This is a genomic window from Stenotrophomonas maltophilia complex sp. Om-AH-Sm3, from assembly GCF_059337855.1.
Genome location: NZ_JBYBLQ010000005.1, coordinates 154,008 through 174,812, shown reverse-complemented (window position 1 = coordinate 174,812; position 20,805 = coordinate 154,008). Strand labels below are relative to the sequence as shown.

Sequence of the window (20,805 nt, the reverse complement as noted above, 5' to 3'; positions counted from 1 at the left end):
GCGCCGGTTTCCCAAGCAACCGCACTTTTCCCATCCCACACGAGGCACCCCCCGCGATGCTGTACGCGCAAGTCCACCTGACCCTTCCCGCCTGGATCCACGACCAGATCGACCTGGATCGTCGATATCCGGGCGATGAGGCCAAGGTCGCGCTGGCGATCGAGCTGTCGCGGCTGAACGTCGAGCACGCCAGTGGCGGCCCGTTCGGCGCGGTGGTGTTCGGCCCGGATGACAAGGTGATCGCCGCCGGCGTGAACCGGGTGATGCCGCACGCGACCTCGCTGGCGCACGCCGAGAACATGGCCTACATGCTGGCCCAGCAGCGCCTGCAGAGCCCGCGCCTGAACGCGGTGCTGTCGCCGGTCACCCTGGCCACTAGCTCGCAGCCGTGCTGCCAGTGCTACGGCGCCACCGTGTGGGCCGGCATCGACCGCCTGCTGATCGGTGCCAGCGCGGCCGACGTCGAAGAACTGACCCCGTTCGACGAAGGCCCGCTGCCAGCCGACTGGGTGGGCGAGCTCAACAAGCGTGGCATCGAAGTGGTGCAGGGCCTGAACCGCGACGCCGCGCGCAGCGTGCTGCGTGCCTATGGGGAAAGCGATGGCGCCCGTTACTGAAACCGGCATCGGCCTGCTGTGCCTGTGCCGGCAGGGTTTCGAGCCCGAGCTGGCCGGCGAGCTGCAGTTCCGTGCCGGCGAAGCTTGTTTCGCCGGTTATGCCCGCACCCAGCGCAATGACGGCTACGTGCTTTTCATGTGCGACGAGGCCGCGGCGCTGGCACCGCGCCTGCGCTGGCGCGAACTGATCTTCGCGCGCCAGAAGCTGGTGGTGCTGGCCGAGCTGCCACAGCTGGATCCGGCCGACCGCATCACGCCGATGCTGGAGGTGCTGGCCGATGCGCCGCGCTTCGGCGACCTGTGGGTGGAGCATCCCGATTCCGACGCTGGCAAGCCGTTGTCCGGGCTGGCGCGTGCCTTTGGCAATGCACTGCGCCCGGCGCTGCGCAAGGCCGGCAAGCTCAGCGACAAGCCGAACACCCGCCTGCCGCGCCTGCATGTGGTGTTCGTCGACGGTACCCATGCCTTCATCTGCGTGGCCGACCCGGCCGACAGCGCGCCGTGGGCACTGGGCATTCCGCGCCTGAAGCTGCTGCCCGAGGCGCCTTCGCGTTCGGCACTGAAGCTGGACGAAGCACTGCTGACCCTGCTGACGCCGGAAGAACGCGAAGCACTGGCCAAGCCCGGCATGCGTGCGGCCGACCTGGGCGCCGCCCCCGGCGGCTGGACCTGGGTACTGACCCGCCAGCACATGCACGTGCTGAGCATCGACAACGGCCCGCTGCGCCAGCACGTGCTGGACACCGGCCTGGTCGAGCACCTGCGCGCCGACGGCTTCCACTGGCACCCGGAACAACCGCTGGACTGGATGGTCTGCGACATGGTCGAGCAGCCGCGTCGCGTCGCCGAACGCATGGCCACCTGGTTCCGCGAAGGCTGGTGCAGGCATGCGATCTTCAATCTGAAGCTGCCGATGAAGAAGCGCTGGGACGAGACCCGGCTGTGCCTGGACCTGTTCCAGGACCAGGCCGGGAAGGCGCTGGTGGTGCGTGCCAAGCAGCTGTATCACGATCGGGAAGAAATCACGGTGCTGGCCTCGCCGCTGCGCTGATCCGTCATCGGCGGCACAGGTTGCCGGGAGTACGCTCCCGGTACCCTCTGGCAAGGAGCCTGTCATGAACATTCCCCGTTCCGCCGTGCTGGCGGCCACCCTGCTGGCCTCGGTACCGGCGATGGCCCAGCATGGCCCGTCCACCCCCGCGCAGAGCCAGCCGCTGGGCCCGACCGGCGGCGCGATCCGTCAGCAGCCGCTGGATGCCGGTCGGGTCACCGGCAGTGTCGATATTCCGCAGCCGGTCGGCGAGGCACAGGTGACCGTGCGCTCGCTGGAACCCAGCAGCGTGGTTGGCCAGTACCGCATCCGCTTCAGCGACCTCGACGTGAATGGCGACGGTTTCATCAGCCGCGAGGAAGCACAGGCCAATCCGGCGCTGGCCGACGAATTCAATTCGCTGGACCGCAGGCACCGCGGCAAGCTGGACCGCACCGACCTGGCCGGCTGGCTGGTGGATTGAAAAAGGGGACGGAGGGGATTAAGTCGTATGTGAAAAAGGGGACGGAGGGGATTAAGTCGTATGTGCACAAACGACTTAATCCCCTCCGTCCCCTTTTTGCTTCAGACGCCGGCGGCGCGCTTCCAGAACGCCTGCACCAGCGGCGGCCATCGGCCGACGCAGCCCAGCGCACGGCCCCGGGCCAGGGTCAGGTGCATTTCGTCGTTGGAGAACAGGCGGTTGATCGCATCGAAGCTGTAGGCGGCGATGTGGTTGTCGCTGCGCCGTTCGCGTGCCCAGCGCTGCAGGCGCTGCGGCGACAGCCGCGGTTGGCCGCGGCGCTCTGCCGAGGGCGCCAGCCACTGCTGCAGGGCGGCGACATCACGCAGCCCCAGGTTCACGCCCTGCCCAGCCAGCGGATGCACCACATGCGCCGCGTCACCCAACGCCAGCACACGACCGGCCACGTAGTGACGGGCCAGCTGGCGGCGCAGCGGGAATGCCGCACGCGGTGAGGCCAGCCGCAGCTCACCCAGGCGTGCCGCGAAGGCGCGGGTCAGTTCGCGGTTGAAGCTGTCCTCGTCCAGTGCCAGAACACGCGCCGCCTCGTCCTCGGGCAGGGTCCAGACGATCGAGCTGCGGCGCTCGGCCACCGGCAGCAACGCCAGCGGCCCGCTTGGCAGGAAGCGCTGCCAGGCCGTGGCCTGGTTGGGAAGATCGCTGTCCACGTAGGCCACCACGCCACGCTGGTGGTAGTCATGGCGTTCCACCTCGATCCCGGCCAGCTGGCGGAGGGTCGATTCGGCGCCGTCGGCGGCCACCGCCAACGCCGCTTCCAGGCGACGCCCGTCATCCAGGCGCAGGCGCACGCCGTCCTCGTCCTGCTCCAGCGCGTCCACCCGCGCCGGGCAGTGCAGCTGCACACCCGCCGCCGGCAGCGCCGACCACAGGCGGTCCTGCAGCAGCCCGTTCTCGACGATGTAGCCCAGTTCGCGACGGCCGAAGCGATCGGCGTCGAACAGCAGATCCTCGCCACCGGCCGCGTCCCACACCTGCATGCGCCGGTAGGGCCATGCACGGGCCTGCGCGATCGCCGGCCACACGCCCAGGCGGTTCAGCAGCTGTACGTTGTCGGCAGCGAAGGCGAACACGCGCAGGTCCGGCTGTGCGGCCTGCCACGGCGCCGGTTCGCGACCTTCCACCAGCGCGACCGACAGGCCAGCATCAGCCAGCGCCAGCGCACAGGCGGCACCGACCACGCCACCGCCAACGATGGCCACATCAAGACGCGCACGCCGGCTCATGCCACTTCTCCACGGCACAGCTGCGGCACCTCGCCGCGGAAGCCCATCGCGCCACCGACCAGCATCGACTGCACCGAGGCGCGCTGCGCGGCCACCAGGCCGAGGCTGCGCAGCGGCCGCATCAGCGGCGCCGGATTGCTGGTCAGGCGCGCCAGCCCGCCGGAGAATGCCACCGTCTGCCGGCGGTCCTCCTCGCGGCGCGCGACATAGGCCTGCAGCAGTGCATCGCTGCCGGCATCCTCATGCGCATCCTCCAGCAGTTCGGCCAGGGTCAGCGCATCGCGCAGGCCCAGGTTGAAGCCCTGCGCACCCAGCGGATGGATGGTCTGCGCGGCATTGCCGAGCAGCACCGCACGCTCTCCGGCCAGCGCGCGCGCCAGCACCTGGATGAGCGGATACGCACTGCGCGGGCCGGATTCGAGCAGCCGGCCTGCGCGCCAGCCGATCGCGTTCTGCAGGCGTTGCAGCCAAGCCGCATCGTCCAGCGCCATCACCGCATCGGCCTGGTCGCGCGCAACACCGTGCACGGTGCCGAAGTGGCGATCGCCACGCGGCAGCAGGGCGGTCGGGCCGGTATCGGTGAAGCGCTCCCAGGCGGTGCCGTCCGGCGCACGCTGGCTGCGCACGCGGGCCACGAACAGGGTCTGCCGGAAATCATGGCGGTCGACCTCAATGCCCAGCGCGCCGCGCACGCCACTGGTCGTGCCATCGGCCCCCACCACCAGCCGGGCCAGCAGCACGCGCTCGCCGGTCTCGTCGGCCACCCGCACCTGGCGGTAGCCGTCGACCACCTCGCCCAGGCCCAGGAAGCGCATCGGCCGGTAGCGCCGCAGCCGCGGCAGCTCCTGCAGGCGCGCTTCCAGCGCCTGGCCGAAGTCCCGCGCCACCACTACCTGGCCGAACCACGGCCGGTCGTAGTCGGAAGCCTCCAGCTGCACGCGGCCGAAGTCGCCGGCGCGGCTGACGTGGATGCGGCGGATCGGGCCCGGCGCCATCGCCAGCTTCTGCATGACCCCCAAAGCGGTCAGCGCATTGACCGTGGCAGCGGCAAAACTGAGGTTGCGCTGGTCGAACACCGCTGGCAGCTCGCCGGCCGGGCTGGCCTCGAGCAGGCCCACATCGCGACCCAGGCGGTCCAGGGCGATGGCCAGGCTGGCACCGACCAGGCCACCACCGACGATCAGCACGTCATGTCGTTCACTCATGATGTTCATGATACGCGCTCGCCCTGCCCGAACACCCAACACCACCCGACCTGCGCCAACCGGCGCGGCGGGCTAGAATGAAACCTGAATCCGCTCCGGGCCCGCTGCCATGTCCGCCACCGCCAACCGCGCCTTCGTCCTGTCCGTCCTCGTGCTGTTGCTGGCGGCGACCCGGGTCAACCACTTCGCGGCGATCCCCGATGCCTCCTGGGCGGTGTTCTTCATCGGTGGCTTCTACCTGGCCACGTGGACACGCTGGGCGTTTCCGCTGCTGATGGTGTTCGCCGTGCTGGTGGACTGGATCGTGATCCGCAGCAGCGGCCTGGATTTCTGGCAGCACTACTGCGTGTCGCCGGGTTACTGGCTGCTGCTGCCGGCGTACTTCTCGCTGTGGGCCGGCGGCATGCTGCTGGGCCGCAACTACCAAGGCGCGCGCTGGCCGGTGCTGGCCAAGGGTGCGCTGCTGCTGGTGGCGTCGGTGGCGGTCTGCCACCTGCTGGCGCAGGGCGGCTTCTACTGGACCACCCGCAACGTCGCCGAGCCGACGCTGGCCGGCTGGGCGCAGAACTACGCACAATGGTTCGGCCCCTACCTGCGCACCACCGCGATCTACGTGGCGCTGGCGGCGGCATTGCAGCTGGCGGTGGAGCAGGTACTGAAGCTCCAGCAGGCCCGCCGCGACATCCGGCACTGAGCCGCGCCATGGGTCATCGCCTCTCGCGCATCTACACCCGCACCGGCGACGACGGCACTACCGGCCTCGGCGACGGCCAGCGCGTCGCCAAGGACGACGCCCGGGTGGCGTCCTACGGCACCGTCGATGAAGCCAACGCTGCGCTCGGCCTGCTGCTTGCCACCGCGCTGCCCGAGGATGTCCGCGCGCTGGTGGTGCATCTGCAGCACCAGCTGTTCGACCTGGGCGCCGAGCTCTGCATCCCGGGCCACGCCGCCATCCACGCCGCCGATGTCTCGGCACTGGAACAGCAGCTGGACCACTACAACGCCCACCTGCCGATGTTGAAGGAGTTCATCCTGCCGGCCGGGGGCGAGGCCGCCGCACGCTGCCACCTGGCCCGCACCATCGTCCGCCGCGCCGAGCGCGAGACGGTCACCCTGGCCCGCCACGAAGCCGTGCGCAGCGAGGCGTTGCAGTACCTCAACCGGCTGTCGGACCTGTTGTTCGTGCTGGCCCGCGTACTGGCCCGCGCCGACGGCCATGGCGAAGCGCTGTGGCAGCCACAGCAGCGCCAGCGCTGAGTCGGCACGATGCTGGTCTTCACCCATCCGTCCTGCCTGCTGCATGACCCCGGCCCTGGCCATCCGGAGTGCCCGCAACGCCTGCAGCATGTGCTCGATGCCCTGCACACCGCGTTCCCCGGCCAGCTGGACTGGCGCGAGGCGCCGCCGGCCAAGTTCGGCGAACTGACCCGGGTCCACGACAGCGCCCTGCTGGACTTCGTGCTGCAGCCGCAGACCGCGCCGCTGCGCCAGCTGGACATGGACACCTGGACCTCGCCGGGCTCGGCCAGTGCCGCCGTGCACGCCGCCGGCGCCGGGGTGGCGGCGGTCGATGCGGTGATGCTGGGCGAGGACCCGCTGGCCTTCTGCGCAGTGCGGCCCCCGGGTCACCACGCTACCAGCAGCACGGCGATGGGCTTCTGCCTGCTCAACAACATCGCCATCGCCGCCGCCTATGCCCGTGACCGCCATGGGCTGGAGCGGATCGCAGTAGTCGATTTCGATGTCCACCATGGCAACGGCACCCAGGACATCTTCCAGCACGACGCCCGGGTCTCCTACTACAGCACCCACCAGGCCGGGCTGTTCCCCAATTCGGGCCTGCGCCGCGACCGCGGTGCCGGCAACCTGATGAACATCCTGCTGCCCCCCGGCAGTGGCGGTTTCCGCTTCCGCAACGTGTGGGCCGACGAGATGCTGCCGGCCATCGACGACTTCCGCCCGCAGCTGCTGCTGATCTCGGCCGGCTTCGATGCCCACCTGCGCGACCCGCAGGCCGACCTGATGCTGGAAACCGACGATTTCGCCTGGATCACCCGGGAACTGCATGCGCTGGCGCGGCGCCATGCGGCCGGCCGGGTGGTCTCGATGCTGGAAGGCGGCTATGACCTGCAGGCGCTTGCCGAGTGCAGCGTGGCCCATGTCCGGGCCCTGCTGCCGCCCCCTCCCGGCAGCGTCTCCGGATGAACCCGAACCGGCAGGCTCCGGCGTCCTTCATTGCCCCTATGCAAGGGATGGGGCAAGCTACCGTCCGTTTTCGCCCGAATCCGAACCGCGTGCGCCGAGCCCTCCGCCTGCTTCCCCTGCCTCTGAGCATCGCCATCTGCCTGCCGGCAATGGCCGATGAAAAGCCGCTCAACTGGGGCCTGTGCCCGGCTACCGACGTGATTCCCGCGTTCACCGATGCCCCCACCCCGGTCCCGGGGCAGGACAAGGCCGCCGCCAGCGCTGCGCGCGAGCAGCAGCCGACCGACATCGAGGGTGACCAGCTGCTGGGCACGACCACCGTGCCGCAGTACGAAGGCAACGTGGCCCTGCGCCGCGGCGACCAGTTCGTCGGCACCGACAAGCTCAGCTTCGATACCGAGAGCGGCAACTACATCGCCGACGGCAATGTCCGCTACCAGGACTCCTCGATCCGCATGGTCGCCAAGCGCGCCGAGGGCAACCAGGAAAGCGACACCCACAAGATCACCGACATCAAGTACCAGCTGGTGTCGCGCCGCGGCAACGGCGATGCCGAGTCGGTCGACCTGCAGGGCGCGGTCGGCCAGATGCACCGCTCCACCTACACCACCTGCGACCCGTCACAGCCGGTGTGGAAGCTGTCGGCGCCGCAGATCGAAGTGGACAACGACGAGGGCTTCGGTACCGCCCGCAACGCCGTGCTGCGGATCGGCAAGGTGCCGGTGCTGTGGGCACCGTACTTCAAGTTCCCGATCGATGACCGGCGCAAGACCGGCCTGCTGTTCCCGCAGCTGGGCATGTCCGGACGCAACGGTTTCGACTACGCACAGCCGATCTACTTCAACCTGGCGCCGAACTACGACGACACGTTGACCCCGCGCTACATGAGCCGGCGCGGCCTGATGCTCGACAACGAGTTCCGCTATCTCTACAACGGCGGCCGCGGCGAACTGCTGACCGCGTTCATGCCCAATGACAAGCTGCGCGACCGCGACCGCGGCCGGGTGATGTTCAGCGGGTACCACAACGTGGACAGCCACTGGCAGGCCCGCGCCAACCTGGCCTGGGTCAGCGACGAGCGCTATGTCGAGGACTTCGCCAACCGCCTGGTCGGGGTGACTGCCTCGAACCTGCAGAGCACCGTAGGCCTGTACGGCACCGGCAGGAACTGGACGGCCGGCATCATGGCCGACCGCTGGCAGCTGACCGACTACACGCTCAATGAAAGCGCGCTGCCGTACAACCGCCAGCCGCGCCTGTACCTCAACTGGGACAAGCCGGTCCTGCCGTGGCTGGAAACCGGCATCTATGCCGAAGCCGTGCGCTTCACCCACGACGACATCAACTTCAAGTACGGCGCCGATGCGGGACCCGACCTGCAGTACACGCGCGATGGTCGCCGGAAGACCGAGGGCTTGAATGTGAGCGGCGGCTCGCGTCTGGACGTGAAGCCGTACGTGTCGTTCCCGATCAGTGGCGCGGCCTGGTACATCACGCCGACCCTGGCCTACCGCTATACCGCCTACCAGCTGGATCGCGGCCTGGCCGACGGCGTGGACGGTATCCGTGGCCAGATCCTGCGTTCGCAGGGCATCGACCCGAACACCGCCACACCGGAACAGCTGCGCGGCAACACCTCGCCCAGCCGCAGCCTGCCGATCGGCAGCATCGACGCCGGCCTGTTCTTCGACCGCGAGACCCGTATCGGCGGCAAGTCCTTCCTGCAGACCCTGGAACCGCGCCTGTTCTACCTGCGCACGCCGTACCGCAACCAGGACGAGCTGCCGATCTTCGATACCCGTGACTTCACCTTCAGCTGGGGCCAGCTGTTCCGCGACTCGCGCTACACCGGCGCCGACCGCCAGAACGATGCCAACCAGCTGACCCTGGCACTGGGCACCCGCTTCATCGACCAGACCACCGGCAAGGAACGCTTCTCGGCTGCCATCGGCCAGATCCAGTACTTCGACGAGTCGCGGGTGACCGTCACCCCGGGCGGCGCGCCGGTGGAAAAGGGCAAGTCGGCGTGGATCGCCGACGGCAACTACATGATCAACGACCGCTGGACCCTGGGTGCCACCTACCAGTGGGACCCGAAGTACAAGCGCGAGGATCTGGCCAGCGTCCGTGCCCGCTACCTGATGCCCAACGATGGCGTGATCAACCTCAGCTACCGCTACCGCATCAACTCGGGCGCCCCGGCCACCGCCAACAAGCACGACCGTACCCTGCTGGAACAGGCCGACCTGTCGTTCCTGTACCCGCTGAATGCGCGCTGGAGCCTGGTCGGCCGCTACTACTACTCGCTGCAGGACAAGGAACCGCTGGAAATCATCGCCGGCGTCCAGTGGGACAGCTGCTGCCTGGCCGTGCGTGCGGTCGCCCGCCGTTACGTCCGCAACCGCGAAGGCGAGATGAACAACGCCATCCAGCTGGAGTTCGTGCTCAAGGGCCTGAGCTCCCTGGGGCAGGACACGGACCGTACCCTGCGCCGTGCTATCCTCGGCTACAACCGCGACGACCTCTATCTCGTGCCGCCGAGCAACACCGGGGCGACCCGGGATGACTACGATCCGAACCTGATCCCATGACCAAGCGCTTCCCCGTTCTTCTCGCCTCGCTGCTGGCGGTGTCCAGCGTGTCCGCCCCCCTGCAGGTGCTTGCCCAGGAGGCGCAGCCGCTTGACCGCATCGCTGCCGTCGTCGATGAGGACGTGATCCTGCAGAGCGAGCTCCAGCGTGCGATCGCCAACATCAAGGCGCAGTACGCCGGCCGTGAAAACCAGCTGCCGCCGGAAGACGTGCTCAGCCGCCAGGTGCTCGAACGCCTGGTGCTGGTCAAGCTGCAGGTGGCCCGCGCCCAGGGCAGCGGCATCCGTGTCAGCGACCAGGAGCTGAACCAGGCGATGAACGCCATCGCCCAGCAGAACGGTTCGAACCTGGATGCCCTGCGCCAGCGCCTGGCCCAGGACGGTATCGATTTCAACGATTTCCGCGCGTCGGTGCGTGACGAGATCACCGTGCAGCGCCTGCGCCAGAGCTTCGCGCAGAGCCGCATCAGCGTCAGCGAGGGTGAAGTCGACGCCGCGCTGAAGCAGCAGGCCACGGTAGGCAACCAGTACCATTTGGCGCACATCCTGATCGCCCTGCCCGACGGTGCCAACGCCGACCAGATCGCCACCGGCCAGAAGAAGGCCGATGGCGTGAAGGCCCTGCTGGACAAGGGCGAGCTGGACTTCAACGCGGCGGCCGTGCGCTATTCGGACAGCCCGAACGCACTGGAAGGCGGCGATCTGGGCTGGCGCAGCCTGGATGAAATCCCGCAGGCCTTTGCCCAGTTGATGGAAAGGATGAAGCCGGGCGAGGTGGTCGGCCCGATCCGCGGCCCGAGCGGCTTCCAGCTGCTGAAGCTGGTGGAAGTGCGTGACAGCAGTTCCGCCGCCGGTGAGCAGACGGTCACCGAGTACCACGGCCGCCACATCCTGGTCCGCGTGGACGACCACCAGACCGATGCCGCTGCCAAGGCCAAGATCGATACCCTGCGCGCCCGCATTGCTGGCGGCGCCGACTTCCAGACCGTTGCCAGGGAGTCCTCCGAGGACAACAACAGCAAGGGCCAGGGCGGTGATCTCGGCTGGTTCCCGGCTGACGCGTTCGGTCCGGCCTTCGGCCAGCAGGTGAGTGGCCTGCAGGATGGTGGCGTCAGCCAGCCGTTCCGCACCGACGCCGGTTGGCACATCGTGCAGCGCGTGGCGACCCGCCAGACCGACGTGACCACCGACAACCAGCGTGCCCAGGTCCGCGAGACCATCGGCCGTCGCAAGCTGGAAGACGAGTACAACCGCTTCCTGCAGGAACTGCGTGGCGAAGCCTACGTCAGTTTCCGCAGCGGCGACCGCGCGGAAAACACCGCCACTCCGCCGCAGTCCTGACCGATGCGCCCCGAGCTCGCTCTGGTACCGGGCGAGCCCGCCGGGATCGGCCCGGAGCTGTGTGTCCGCCTCGTCCAGCAGCCGCGTGAAGATTGCCGGCTGCTGGCCTTCGCCGACCCGGACACCCTGCGCGCGGCCGCGGCCGCGCTGAACCTGCCCCTGCAACTGCTGCCCGAGGACGCCGAAGCACGCGCCCCGGGCGATCTGCGCCTGCGCGCCGTCCGCAACGCGGCGCCCAGCCACTTCGGCCAGGCCGATCCGGCCAATGCCAGCGCGGTCATCGGTGCCCTGCTCGGCGCCGGCCAGGCCTGCCTGTCCGGTGAGCTGCACGGTGTGGTGACCGGCCCGGTACACAAGGCGGTCATCAACGAAGGCGGCATTGCCTACAGTGGTACCACTGAACTGCTGGCCGACCAGGCCGGAGTGAAGGTGGTGATGATGCTGGCCAATCACATTGTCCGCGTTGCGCTGGCCACCACCCACCTGCCGCTGCGCGAGGTGGCCGATGCGATCACCGCGCCCAGCTTGGAACACACCCTGCGCACGGTGCATGCCGCGCTGCGCCGCGAGTTCGGCCTGCCTGCGCCGCGCATCGCGGTGCTCGGCCTGAACCCGCATGCCGGCGAAGACGGCCACCTGGGCCGCGAAGAACTGGACCTGGTCATCCCGCTGCTGCAGCGCCTGCGTGCGGAGGGCATGGACCTGGTCGGGCCGCTGCCGGCCGACACCGCCTTCCTGCCGGCCAAGCTGGCCGGTTTCGACACCGTGCTGGCGATGTACCACGACCAGGGCCTGCCGGTGCTGAAGTATTCCGGCTTCGAGCAGGCGGTGAACCTGACCCTGGGCCTGCCCTACCCGCGCGTGGCGGTCGACCATGGCACCGCGCTGGACCTGGCCGGCCGCGGCATCGCCGATCCTTCCAGCCTGCAGGCGGCAACGACGCTGTGTGCGCAGCTGGCGCGGCAACGTACACTGAGCGCATGAATTCCCCGCATTCCCCCTCCGGCCCAGTGTTCACCGCACCGGCCAAGAAGCAGCTTGGCCAGCATTTCCTGGCCGATCGCCACTACATCGACAAGATCGTGATGGCGGTCAATCCGAAAGATGGTGACCGCCTGGTCGAGATCGGACCCGGCCAGGGCGCCATCACCCTGCCGCTGCTGCGCGTGCACCCGAAGCTGACGGTGATCGAGTTCGACCGCGACCTGATCGCGCCACTGACCGCTGCCGCCGAGCCGCTGGGCGAGCTGACCATCGTCCATCGCGACGTGCTGCGCGTGGACCTCACCGAACTGGCCGACGGCCAGCCGATCCGCCTGGTCGGCAACCTGCCCTACAACATCTCCTCGCCCATCCTGTTCCACGCGCTGGAGCATGCCGCGGTGATCCGCGACATGCACTTCATGCTGCAGAAGGAAGTGGTCGACCGCATGGCCGCCGGCCCCGGCAGCAAGGTGTATGGCCGCCTCAGCGTAATGCTGCAGGCCTACTGCCAGGTGACCTCGCTGTTCGTGGTGCCGCCGGGCGCGTTCCGGCCGCCGCCGAAAGTCGATTCGGCCGTGGTGCGGCTGGTGCCGCGTGATCCGGCCTCGATCAACATCAACGACCACACGCGCTTCGCCGAGGTGGTCAAGGCCGCCTTCGGGCAGCGCCGCAAGACCCTGCGCAATGCCCTGAACAACGTGGTGTCCGCCGAGCAGTTCATCGCCGCCGGCGTGCGTCCCGATGCCCGCGCCGAACAGCTGGACGTGGCCGAATTCATCGCTTTGGCCAATGCCTCCTGATTACACTGCCGGTATGGAAGACGCTGACGTATATGCCATCTCCGTCGAAGTCGCGCCGCGCTTCCTCGACGATCAATCCGCGCCGGAAGACGGTCGCTTTGCGTTCGCCTACACGATCCGCATCCACAACCAGGGGCGGGTCGCCGCACGCCTGGTCGCACGCCACTGGCGCATCACCGATGCCAACGGCCGTGTCGAGCATGTCGATGGCGACGGGGTGATCGGCGAGCAGCCGCGGCTGCGCCCCGGTGAAGACTTCCGTTACACGTCCGGTGTCATGCTGGGGACCGATCACGGGACGATGCAGGGGCACTACGACATGGTCGCCGACGATGGCACCGAATTTGCCGCGCCGGTCGCACCGTTCGTGCTGGCCGTCCCGCGTACCCTGCACTGACACGGAGGCCGAACGATGAGTGTGTGGGCGATCGGCGACCTGCAGGGCTGCTACGACGTTACCCAGCGGTTGCTGGAGAAGATCCGCTTCGATCCGGCCCAGGACACCCTGTGGTTCTGCGGCGACCTGGTCAACCGTGGCGGCCAGTCGCTGGAAACGCTGCGGCTGGTGCATTCGCTGCGCGAGCACAGCGTGGTGGTGCTGGGCAACCATGATCTTTCGCTGCTGGCCGTCGGTGCACGCACCGAAGAGGAGCAGCGCAAGGTCAACCCGGACCTGCTGCGCATCGTGCAGGCCGAGGACCGCGACGAACTGCTGGACTGGCTGCGCCTGCAGAAGCTGGTGCATGTGGATCGCGAGCTGGGCTGGATGATGGTGCACGCCGGCCTGGCGCCGAAGTGGACCACGCAGATGGCAGAGAAGCACGCTGCCGAAGTCGAGGTGCAGCTGCACGGCGCCGGCTACCGCAAGCTGTTCCGCAACATGTACGGCGACAAGCCAAGCTGGGCGCCGAACCTGTCCGGCTACGACCGTTCGCGCGCGATCATCAACGTGCTCACCCGCATGCGCTACTGCACCCCGCGCGGGCGCATCGGCATCGAGGACAAGGGCACCCCCGGCACGCAGGAACAGGGACTCTACCCCTGGTTCGAAGTACCGGGCCGGGTCGAGCGCGACCTCAAGATCGTCTGCGGCCACTGGTCGGCGCTGGGCCTGACCATCACCCAGGGCGTGCACGCCATCGACACCGGCGCAGTCTGGGGCGGCAAGCTGACCGCGATCCAGCTCGATACCGACGAGCTGCGCGTGGTGCAGGTGCCGGGCCGCGATGTACCGGCCCCCATACCCCACGCCCGCCCGCCGGCGCGACCGGCGCACGAGCGCCCCTCCGCTGCGGTGCAGGGCAAGGAACAGGGCGGCGGCAACGCCGCTGCTGCCAGCCCGGGCAACCGTGGTCCGCGCCGTCGTCGCCGTCGAGGTGGTGGTGGTGGTGGAGGTTCCGGTGGACCCAACAACAACGGCGCCGCGCCGCAGGCATGACGCGGCGCGGCTGGGCACCATGGAGGGTGCTGCTGCTGACGCTGGCCCTGGTCAGCGGCTGCCAGCCTGCTTCGGCTCCGGCTCCCACCGGCGGCGGAAATGCCGCCCCCACGCCATCGCAGCCACAGGCGCCTTCGCCGCCACTGGTGGCTGCAGCGCGCGCGCAGATCGGCGTCACCACCCGTTACGATCCCGCCTACCAGGTCCTGTCCTATCCCGGCGGCGACGTCCCGCTTGATCGCGGCGTGTGCACCGACGTGGTGGTGCGCGCCCTGCGCAGCCAGGGCCTGGACCTGCAGGCGCGCCTGCACGAAGACATGCGCGGCAACTTCAGCGCCTATCCGGCGATCTGGGGCCTGTCACGACCGGACCGCAACATTGATCATCGCCGCGTACCGAACCTGATGCGCTGGTTCGAACGGCAGGGCTGGCAGCAACCGATCACCGCCCTCGCCGCCGACTATGCGGCCGGTGACATCGTGGCCTGGAAGCTCAACGGCAACGGTCTGCTGCATGTCGGCATCGTCTCCGACCGGAGGCTGGCCAATGGCACACCGCTGGTGCTGCACAACATCGCACGCGGCACGCGTGAAGAGAACCTGCTGTTCCAGCACGCGATCATCGGGCACTACCGGATGCCGTAGGCCCCTGTAGAGCCGGGCCATGCTCGGCTACGGGAGGGGTCAGGCAACAGCAGCCGAGCATGGCTCGGCTCTACAGGAAACCATCCTCAGCGGCGCACGTAGTGCACGAAGCGGAACGCGTAGGCATGGCGTTCGTCGGCCGGGTGCGGCTCGCTGCTCACTTCCCGCCAGTCCTGCACGTCCACCTCGGGGAAATGGGTATCCGCGGGGACTTCGGCATCGACCCAGGTCAGGTACAGGTCGCTGGCCTGGTCGAGCAGCTGACGGAAAATCTCACCGCCGCCGATGATGCACAGCTCGCTGGCGCCCTCGCCTTCGGCAATCGCCTTCGCCTCGTCCAGCGACGCCACCGCGCGCATGCCCGCGAACGGCACCTGGCCGCTGCGGGTCAGCACCAGGTTGGTCCGCCCCGGCAGTACGCGGCCGATCGACTCGGCCGTCCTGCGCCCCATCAGGATCGGCTTGCCCAGGGTGAGCGCCTTGAAGTGCTTGAAATCATCCGGCAGGTGCCAGGGCATGGCATTGCCCTGGCCGATGCCCCAGTTGCGGTCCAGCGCCACGATCATCGAGAGCTTCATGGCACTCACACCGCCACCGGCGCCTTGATCGCCGGGTGCGGGTCATAGCCGTCGATGCGGATGTCGTCGAACCGGAAGCCGAACAGGTCGGTCACCTCCGGGTTCAACCACAGCCTCGGCAGCGCGCGCGGTTCACGCGAAAGCTGCTCGCGCGCCTGCTCGAAGTGGTTCGAATACAGGTGCGCGTCGCCCAGCGTATGCACAAAGTCGCCCACGCCCAGGCCGGTGGCCTGCGCCACCATGTGGGTCAGCAGCGCATAGCTGGCGATGTTGAACGGCACGCCGAGGAAGATGTCGCCGCTGCGCTGGTAGAGCTGGCAGCTGAGCTTGCCGTCCACCACGTAGAACTGGAACAGGTTGTGGCACGGCATCAGCGCCATCTGCGAAAGCTCGCCCACGTTCCAGGCGCTGACCACCAGCCGGCGCGAATCGGGGTTGCGCTTGATCTCGTCCACCAGCCACTGCATCTGGTCGATCTCGCGGCCATCGGCGGTGGCCCAGCTGCGCCACTGCTTGCCGTAGACCGGACCGAGGTCGCCGTTCTCGTCGGCCCACTCGTCCCAGATGCGTACCTGGTTGTCCTTCAGGTAGCCGATGTTGGTATCGCCCTTCAGGAACCACAGCAGCTCGTGGATGATCGAGCGCAGGTGCAGCTTCTTGGTGGTGACCAGCGGGAAACCTTCATTGAGGTCGAAGCGCATCTGCCAGCCGAACACGCTGCGGGTGCCGGTGCCGGTGCGGTCGCTCTTCTGCGCGCCATGTTCCAGCACATGCGCGAGCAGGTCCAGGTAGGCCTTCATGCCTTGCCCTCCGCAGCCATCACCGGTTGCGGCTGCAGCACCGGCGCGCGGCGCGACATCGCCAGCAGCACCAGGCCGAAGGCGATGAGCGGCAGGCTGAGGATCTGACCACGGGTCAGCCAGTCGAAGGCCACGTAGACGCCGTTGTCGGGCATGCGTACGAATTCGACGGCGAAGCGGAACAGGCCGTACATCAGCGCGAACAGGCCGCCGACCAGATAACGGTGGCGCGGCCTGGCCGACACCGTCCACAGCACCACGAACATCACCAGGCCTTCCAGGAACGCTTCATACAGCTGCGAGGGATGGCGGGCGAACTGGTTCAGCGCGCCGGTGGCGAACTGCGCCTGCAGGGTCGCGTGGTCCAACTGGTTCAGCGGCGCCGGCAGGCCCGACGGGAACACCACGCCCCACGTGCCGTCGGTGTACTTGCCCCACAGCTCGGCGCCGATGAAGTTGCCGATGCGACCAAAACCCAGGCCCAGCGGTACCAGCGGCGCCATGAAATCCATGGTGTCGAAGAAGTGCAGCGCGTGCTTGCGCGACCACCACCAGCAGGCACCCAGCACGCCCAGCAGGCCGCCATGGAAGCTCATGCCACCGTCCCACACCTTGAACAGCAGCAGCGGGTTGTGCAGGAAATCGCCCAGCGCGTAGAACAGCATGTAGCCGATGCGGCCGCCCAGCACCACGCCGAGCATGGCGTAGAACAACAGGTCGGAGAAGCCGTTGGCATCGACGCCCGGCAGGCGCCCGGCCGCGATGCGCGTGCGGCCCAGCAGCCAGGCCGCAGTGAAGCCGAGCAGGTACATGATGCCGTACCAGTGCACCTTGATCGGCCCCAGCGAGAGGGCGATGGGGTCGATGTCGTGGAAATAGATCATGGAAGGTGCCTTGCGGTTGAACGCCTATTCTCGGGCCAGTGCCGCCCCGGCTCAACCAAGAAGCTGGGGCGAGTTCGGCAACGCGTCATCGTTCGACCGCGTCGAGGCCGGAAAGTGCCCTTCGATCAGGCTGGAGACCTCGTCGATGGCATCCTGCAGCGCTTCCACCGGATTGGAACCACGCAGGCCCTCGCGCAGATGGGTGCAGACCCGCTGCCACTGCGCCGGGCTGACCCGGCCATGCAGGCCTCGGTCGGCGACGATCTCGATGGCATGGTCGGCCAGCAGCAGGTAGATCAGCACGCCGTTGTTGTGGGCGGTATCCCAGGTGCGCAGGCGTGCGAAGGCATGCTCGGCGGCCTGCCTCGGGGTGACCTTGTGCCACAACGCGGCCAGCGGCAGATCGGCCTCCACAGCGAACATCACCTGACCGCCGTGGCGCTGCTCACCGGCGGCGATGGCCTCGGTGATCGCCTGCAGCGTGGCTGGCGGGAAGGCACGCCGCACCGAGGGCGAGAATACATGGCGGAACAGACGTTGGATCATCACCAGCCTCCCGAAGCGCCACCGCCACCGGAACGGCCACCGCCGCCGCCCCAGCCGCCACCACCGCCGAATCCACCACCACCGCCGAAGCCGCCTCCCCCGCCCCAGCTGCCGCCGCCCCAGCCACCACCGCCGGCAAAGCGCCCCGGATGGCCGGACAGCATCGCCACGATCAGGCCAACCACGCCGGCCAGGCCACTGGCCAGCAGGGTGGAGGTGAACAGGAACGCCGCCACGGCTGCGCCAGCGCCGCCGAGCAGGCCACGCAGCGGGCGCGGCACGCGCGCGAACACGCCGCGCAGGATGCTGCCGGCGAACACACCGATGAACAGCGCCAGAAACCAGGCATCGCCGCCGGCACCCGGCTCGCGCCCACGATGGCCACTGACCGGTGCCGGCAGCGTTTCGCCATCGATCAGCTTGACCAGCACGGCGGTGGCATCGGTGATGCCCCCGGCGTAGTCGCCGGCGCGGAAGCGCGGCACCAGGTACTCCTGGATGACCCGGTTGGCGATGGCATCGGGAATCGCGCCTTCCAGGCCGTAACCCGGCTCGATCCGCACGCGCCGGTCCTCCTTGGCCACCACCAGCAGCACGCCGTCATCCACGCCCTTGCGGCCGATCTGCCACTGGTCGAAGACCCGCGTGGTGTACTGCGCGATGTCCTCCGGCTGGGTGGTGGGTACCACCAGCACCTGCAGCTGGCTGCCCTTGCGCTGTTGCAGGTCCAGCGCCTGCTGCACCAGCGCCTGCTTCTGCGCAGCATCCAGCGTGCCGGTGGTATCGACCACCGGCGAATCCAGCGCCGGAATCGGCGCCAGCTGCTGGGCCTGTGCCGCCAGCGGCAGCCACAGCAGCAGGGCCAGCAGCGCAGTGGCCAGGCGCATCGGTCAGTGGCCCGGCTGCGGTGCCGGCTGCTGCTGCGGCGCGTTGCCGAAATCCACCGCCGGTGCGTTGGAGATCTGCGCTTCGTTGTCCACGGTGAAGTTCGGCTTGGTCTTGTAGCCGAAGATCTTGGCGGTGATCACCTGCGGGAACGAACGGATGTAGGTGTTGTAGTCCTGCACCTGCTGGATGTAACGACCACGCGCAACCGTGATCCGGTTTTCGGTGCCTTCCAGCTGGGCCTGCAGGTCGCGGAAGTTCTGGTCGGACTTCAGCACCGGGTAGTTCTCGGTCACCACCAGCAGCCGCGACAGCGCGCTGCCGAGTTCACCCTGGGCCTGCTGGAACTGCTTGAGCGAGGCCTCGTCGTCGGCGTTGACGTTGATCTGGCCGACACGCGAGCGGGCGTTGGTGACTTCGGTCAGCACGCGCTCTTCCTGGCTGGCGAAACCTTTGACTGTCTGCACCAGGTTGGGCACCAGGTCGGCGCGGCGCTTGTACTGGTTGAGCACTTCGGACCAGCTGGCCTTGACCGCCTCATCCTTCTGCTGGATGGCGTTGTAGCCGCAGCCGGACAGCAGGGAGGCCAGCAGCATCAGGGGCAGGACACGGGTGAACAGGCGCATGGCGGAGGTTCCGGGTGGGCTTGGCGCCGAGCATGCCATGGTTCGGGTGAAAGACCGGCCATCGGCGCCGCCCCCTCCGCGGTGTGGTCCAGCCAGCTCGGGGATGGGCCGGGAGGGTGGGTCGGCTGGGGGCCGCTGCAAGTACGTCCATGTAAGCTCGGTCGCCGCATCCATGCGGCTCACGCCCCCAGCCAACCCACCCTCCCGGCCATGGACAGTTTTCTGCGCACCGCGGGAAGATCAAAAGAAAAATCAAAAGCAAAAGCCGGTTCTTCAGGCATTCGTGTCGACCAAGGTCGACACCTACCAAAGCAGAACGCCGTTCCGACCGATCGCGGCAATCTGTCGGAGGTGGGGCGGTGCGGGTTGGCAGGACCGTTGGCGCCATGGATGGCGCCATCGAGCCCCCATGGATGGGTTCACGGCGTGTCCTGCCAACCCACACCGCCCCGCCCAACCCTCAGAAAACCAGCGCCGGCTGTTGCGGTTGCTGTTGCTTCGGCGGTTGCCTTCGCCTTTAGCGGGTGCAGGGCTGCAAGCCCTGCCGGAACCCCATATCACTCAGCAGGCCTCAGCCACCGCAGTACGCGGACGCCCCAGCCATGCCAGCAGCAGGCCCGACGCGGCCAGCAGGCCACCGGCCACCGGAATCGCGGCGTAGCCCAGTCCCGAGCTGATCACCGCCCCCCCCAGCGCAGCACCTACCGCATTGCCCAGGTTGAATGCACCCACGTTGATCGACGACGCCAGGCCCGGCGCCTCGCTGGCCACCTGCATCACCCGGATCTGCAGCGGCGGCACGAGGGCGAAGGTCGCCGCACCGAACAGCAGTACACCCAGCGCCGCGGTGGCGTGGCTCATGAAGGCCAGCGGCAGCACGAACATCAGCACCGCCAGGACGGCCAGCAGGATCCGTGTGGCGCCATCGAGCGACCAGTCAGCCATGCGTCCACCGATGCCGTTGCCGAAGGTGAAGCCGATGCCGATCAGGGCCAGCGACATCGCGATGAAGGCATTGGAGGCGCCGGTCAATTCGGTCAGCACCGGTGCGACGTAGGTATAGAGGGTGAACATCGCACCCGCACCAAGCACGGTGGTGGCCATCGCCAGCAGCACCTGCGGCTGCAGGATCGCCTTCAGTTCGCGGCGCACGTCCGGGCGCGGCCCCGGTGCAGATGCCGGCAGCGCGAAACCCAGCGCAGTGATCGCAACCAGGCCCAGCACTGCGGTACCGGCGAAGGACAGGCGCCAGCCCAGCTGCTGCCCCACCCAGGTCGCCAGCGGCACGCCGCCGATGTTGGCGATGGTCAGGCCCATGAACATGGTGGCCACGGCAGCGGCCTGCTTTTCCTTCGGCACCAGGCTCGCAGCGACCACCGCACCGATGCCGAAGAAGGCACCATGGTTGAGGCTGGTGACCAGGCGCGACAGCAGCAGCATCCCGTAGTTCGGCGCCAGCGCAGACAACAGATTGCCGGCGACGAAGATCGACATCAGCAGCATCAGCGCGGTGCGCTTGCCAAAACGCCCCATCAGCAGGGTCATCACCGGCGCGCCCAGCATCACGCCCACGGCATAGGCGGTGATCAGCATGCCCGCAGTGGGGATGCCAACGCCGACGCCGTCGGCGATGACCGGCAACAGGCCCATCGGGGCAAACTCGGTGGTTCCGATGGCGAAGGCGCCAACGGCAAGCGCCAGCAAGGCGGCTCTGGAATTCATGGGGGGGTCCTGGGGGCGGGAATCGGGAGTGCGTAGCCTGCGCGCTTTGCTGCGCCGGATTAAGCCTCGCCCCGGGAAAACACTGTTGATCCTGGTTCACAAGTGGAAGCCGGAACGCAGCCACAAGTGCAAAAACCACAATG

The 20,805-nt window shown here is 68.3% G+C and carries 22 protein-coding genes; 13 read left to right on the top strand and 9 right to left on the bottom strand.

Annotated elements, in window-relative coordinates:
- Window positions 1-56: 56 nt before the first annotated feature.
- The 3 genes from AC10QF_RS08440 to AC10QF_RS08430 all read left to right on the top strand — a co-directional run bounded on the left by AC10QF_RS08440 (window position 57) and on the right by AC10QF_RS08430 (window position 2,131).
- The gene (locus AC10QF_RS08440; protein WP_099494717.1) at window positions 57-617 is read left to right on the top strand and encodes a nucleoside deaminase; all 561 of its coding nucleotides are present in this window, start codon (window positions 57-59) and stop codon (window positions 615-617) included.
- Window positions 601-1,668, top strand: coding sequence for a 23S rRNA (cytidine(2498)-2'-O)-methyltransferase RlmM (gene rlmM / locus AC10QF_RS08435; protein WP_447906264.1), 1,068 nt, complete (start codon window positions 601-603; stop codon window positions 1,666-1,668). The genes AC10QF_RS08440 and rlmM overlap by 17 nt, the downstream gene beginning before the upstream one ends.
- A gap of 64 nt (window positions 1,669-1,732) precedes the next feature.
- Window positions 1,733-2,131, top strand: a complete 399-nt coding sequence (locus tag AC10QF_RS08430; protein ID WP_049440161.1) for an EF-hand domain-containing protein — start codon at window positions 1,733-1,735, stop codon at window positions 2,129-2,131.
- 101 nt (window positions 2,132-2,232) lie between these two features.
- Here AC10QF_RS08430 and AC10QF_RS08425 read toward each other — a convergent pair whose 3' ends face one another.
- The gene (locus AC10QF_RS08425) at window positions 2,233-3,414 is read right to left on the bottom strand and encodes a UbiH/UbiF family hydroxylase (RefSeq protein ID WP_049414487.1); all 1,182 of its coding nucleotides are present in this window, start codon (window positions 3,412-3,414) and stop codon (window positions 2,233-2,235) included.
- Entirely contained in the window at window positions 3,411-4,619 is a 1,209-nt protein-coding gene (ubiH, locus tag AC10QF_RS08420; RefSeq protein WP_049440159.1) for a 2-octaprenyl-6-methoxyphenyl hydroxylase, read from the bottom strand. Before ubiH ends, AC10QF_RS08425 begins: the two co-directional genes overlap by 4 nt.
- A 109-nt stretch (window positions 4,620-4,728) precedes the next feature.
- Between ubiH and AC10QF_RS08415 the strand changes: the two genes are divergently transcribed.
- From AC10QF_RS08415 to AC10QF_RS08370, 10 genes are all read left to right on the top strand, one after another.
- Window positions 4,729-5,313 (top strand): hypothetical protein, encoded by a 585-nt coding sequence (locus AC10QF_RS08415; RefSeq protein ID WP_005415353.1) that lies wholly within the window; start codon window positions 4,729-4,731, stop codon window positions 5,311-5,313.
- An 8-nt stretch (window positions 5,314-5,321) separates the two neighbouring features.
- Window positions 5,322-5,876 (top strand): cob(I)yrinic acid a,c-diamide adenosyltransferase, encoded by a 555-nt coding sequence (locus AC10QF_RS08410; protein ID WP_049440155.1) that lies wholly within the window; start codon window positions 5,322-5,324, stop codon window positions 5,874-5,876.
- Between the two features lie 9 nt (window positions 5,877-5,885).
- Window positions 5,886-6,824 carry a histone deacetylase family protein gene (locus AC10QF_RS08405; protein ID WP_099487841.1) on the top strand — a complete coding sequence of 313 codons (939 nt, stop codon included), beginning with the start codon at window positions 5,886-5,888 and terminating at the stop codon, window positions 6,822-6,824.
- 89 nt (window positions 6,825-6,913) lie between these two features.
- Entirely contained in the window at window positions 6,914-9,415 is a 2,502-nt protein-coding gene (gene lptD, locus AC10QF_RS08400) for an LPS-assembly protein LptD (RefSeq protein ID WP_494542041.1), read from the top strand.
- Window positions 9,412-10,755: a peptidylprolyl isomerase gene (locus AC10QF_RS08395; protein ID WP_428986743.1), complete on the top strand. Its 1,344-nt coding sequence runs from the start codon at window positions 9,412-9,414 to the stop codon at window positions 10,753-10,755. Before lptD ends, AC10QF_RS08395 begins: the two co-directional genes overlap by 4 nt.
- Window positions 10,756-10,758: 3 nt before the next feature.
- Window positions 10,759-11,739, top strand: coding sequence for a 4-hydroxythreonine-4-phosphate dehydrogenase PdxA (pdxA, locus tag AC10QF_RS08390; RefSeq protein ID WP_099487843.1), 981 nt, complete (start codon window positions 10,759-10,761; stop codon window positions 11,737-11,739).
- On the top strand, window positions 11,736-12,539 hold the full coding sequence (gene rsmA, locus AC10QF_RS08385) for a 16S rRNA (adenine(1518)-N(6)/adenine(1519)-N(6))-dimethyltransferase RsmA (protein WP_049414494.1): 804 nt from the start codon (window positions 11,736-11,738) through the stop codon (window positions 12,537-12,539). Before pdxA ends, rsmA begins: the two co-directional genes overlap by 4 nt.
- A gap of 13 nt (window positions 12,540-12,552) precedes the next feature.
- Window positions 12,553-12,936, top strand: coding sequence for a Co2+/Mg2+ efflux facilitator ApaG/CorD (gene apaG / locus AC10QF_RS08380; protein ID WP_008268668.1), 384 nt, complete (start codon window positions 12,553-12,555; stop codon window positions 12,934-12,936).
- A 15-nt stretch (window positions 12,937-12,951) separates the two neighbouring features.
- Entirely contained in the window at window positions 12,952-13,977 is a 1,026-nt protein-coding gene (locus tag AC10QF_RS08375) for a symmetrical bis(5'-nucleosyl)-tetraphosphatase (RefSeq protein WP_099487845.1), read from the top strand.
- Window positions 13,974-14,621 (top strand): DUF1287 domain-containing protein, encoded by a 648-nt coding sequence (locus AC10QF_RS08370; RefSeq protein WP_099494713.1) that lies wholly within the window; start codon window positions 13,974-13,976, stop codon window positions 14,619-14,621. The genes AC10QF_RS08375 and AC10QF_RS08370 overlap by 4 nt, the downstream gene beginning before the upstream one ends.
- Before the next feature lie 86 nt (window positions 14,622-14,707).
- Here the strand turns inward: AC10QF_RS08370 and AC10QF_RS08365 are convergent, their stop codons facing one another.
- From AC10QF_RS08365 to AC10QF_RS08335, 7 genes are all read right to left on the bottom strand, one after another.
- Entirely contained in the window at window positions 14,708-15,199 is a 492-nt protein-coding gene (locus AC10QF_RS08365) for a dihydrofolate reductase (RefSeq protein ID WP_099494712.1), read from the bottom strand.
- Between the two features lie 5 nt (window positions 15,200-15,204).
- Window positions 15,205-15,999 (bottom strand): thymidylate synthase, encoded by a 795-nt coding sequence (locus AC10QF_RS08360; protein WP_099494711.1) that lies wholly within the window; start codon window positions 15,997-15,999, stop codon window positions 15,205-15,207.
- Window positions 15,996-16,883: a prolipoprotein diacylglyceryl transferase gene (gene lgt, locus AC10QF_RS08355; protein WP_099494710.1), complete on the bottom strand. Its 888-nt coding sequence runs from the start codon at window positions 16,881-16,883 to the stop codon at window positions 15,996-15,998. The genes AC10QF_RS08360 and lgt overlap by 4 nt, the downstream gene beginning before the upstream one ends.
- Window positions 16,884-16,934: 51 nt before the next feature.
- Window positions 16,935-17,429, bottom strand: coding sequence for a TPM domain-containing protein (locus AC10QF_RS08350; protein ID WP_099494709.1), 495 nt, complete (start codon window positions 17,427-17,429; stop codon window positions 16,935-16,937).
- Entirely contained in the window at window positions 17,429-18,316 is an 888-nt protein-coding gene (locus AC10QF_RS08345; protein WP_494542040.1) for a TPM domain-containing protein, read from the bottom strand. Before AC10QF_RS08345 ends, AC10QF_RS08350 begins: the two co-directional genes overlap by 1 nt.
- 3 nt (window positions 18,317-18,319) lie before the next feature.
- Complete coding sequence (locus AC10QF_RS08340) at window positions 18,320-18,940, bottom strand: LemA family protein (RefSeq protein WP_005415338.1); 621 nt, start codon at window positions 18,938-18,940, stop codon at window positions 18,320-18,322.
- Between the two features lie 561 nt (window positions 18,941-19,501).
- Entirely contained in the window at window positions 19,502-20,662 is a 1,161-nt protein-coding gene (locus tag AC10QF_RS08335; protein WP_005415337.1) for an MFS transporter, read from the bottom strand.
- Window positions 20,663-20,805 lie beyond the last annotated feature (143 nt).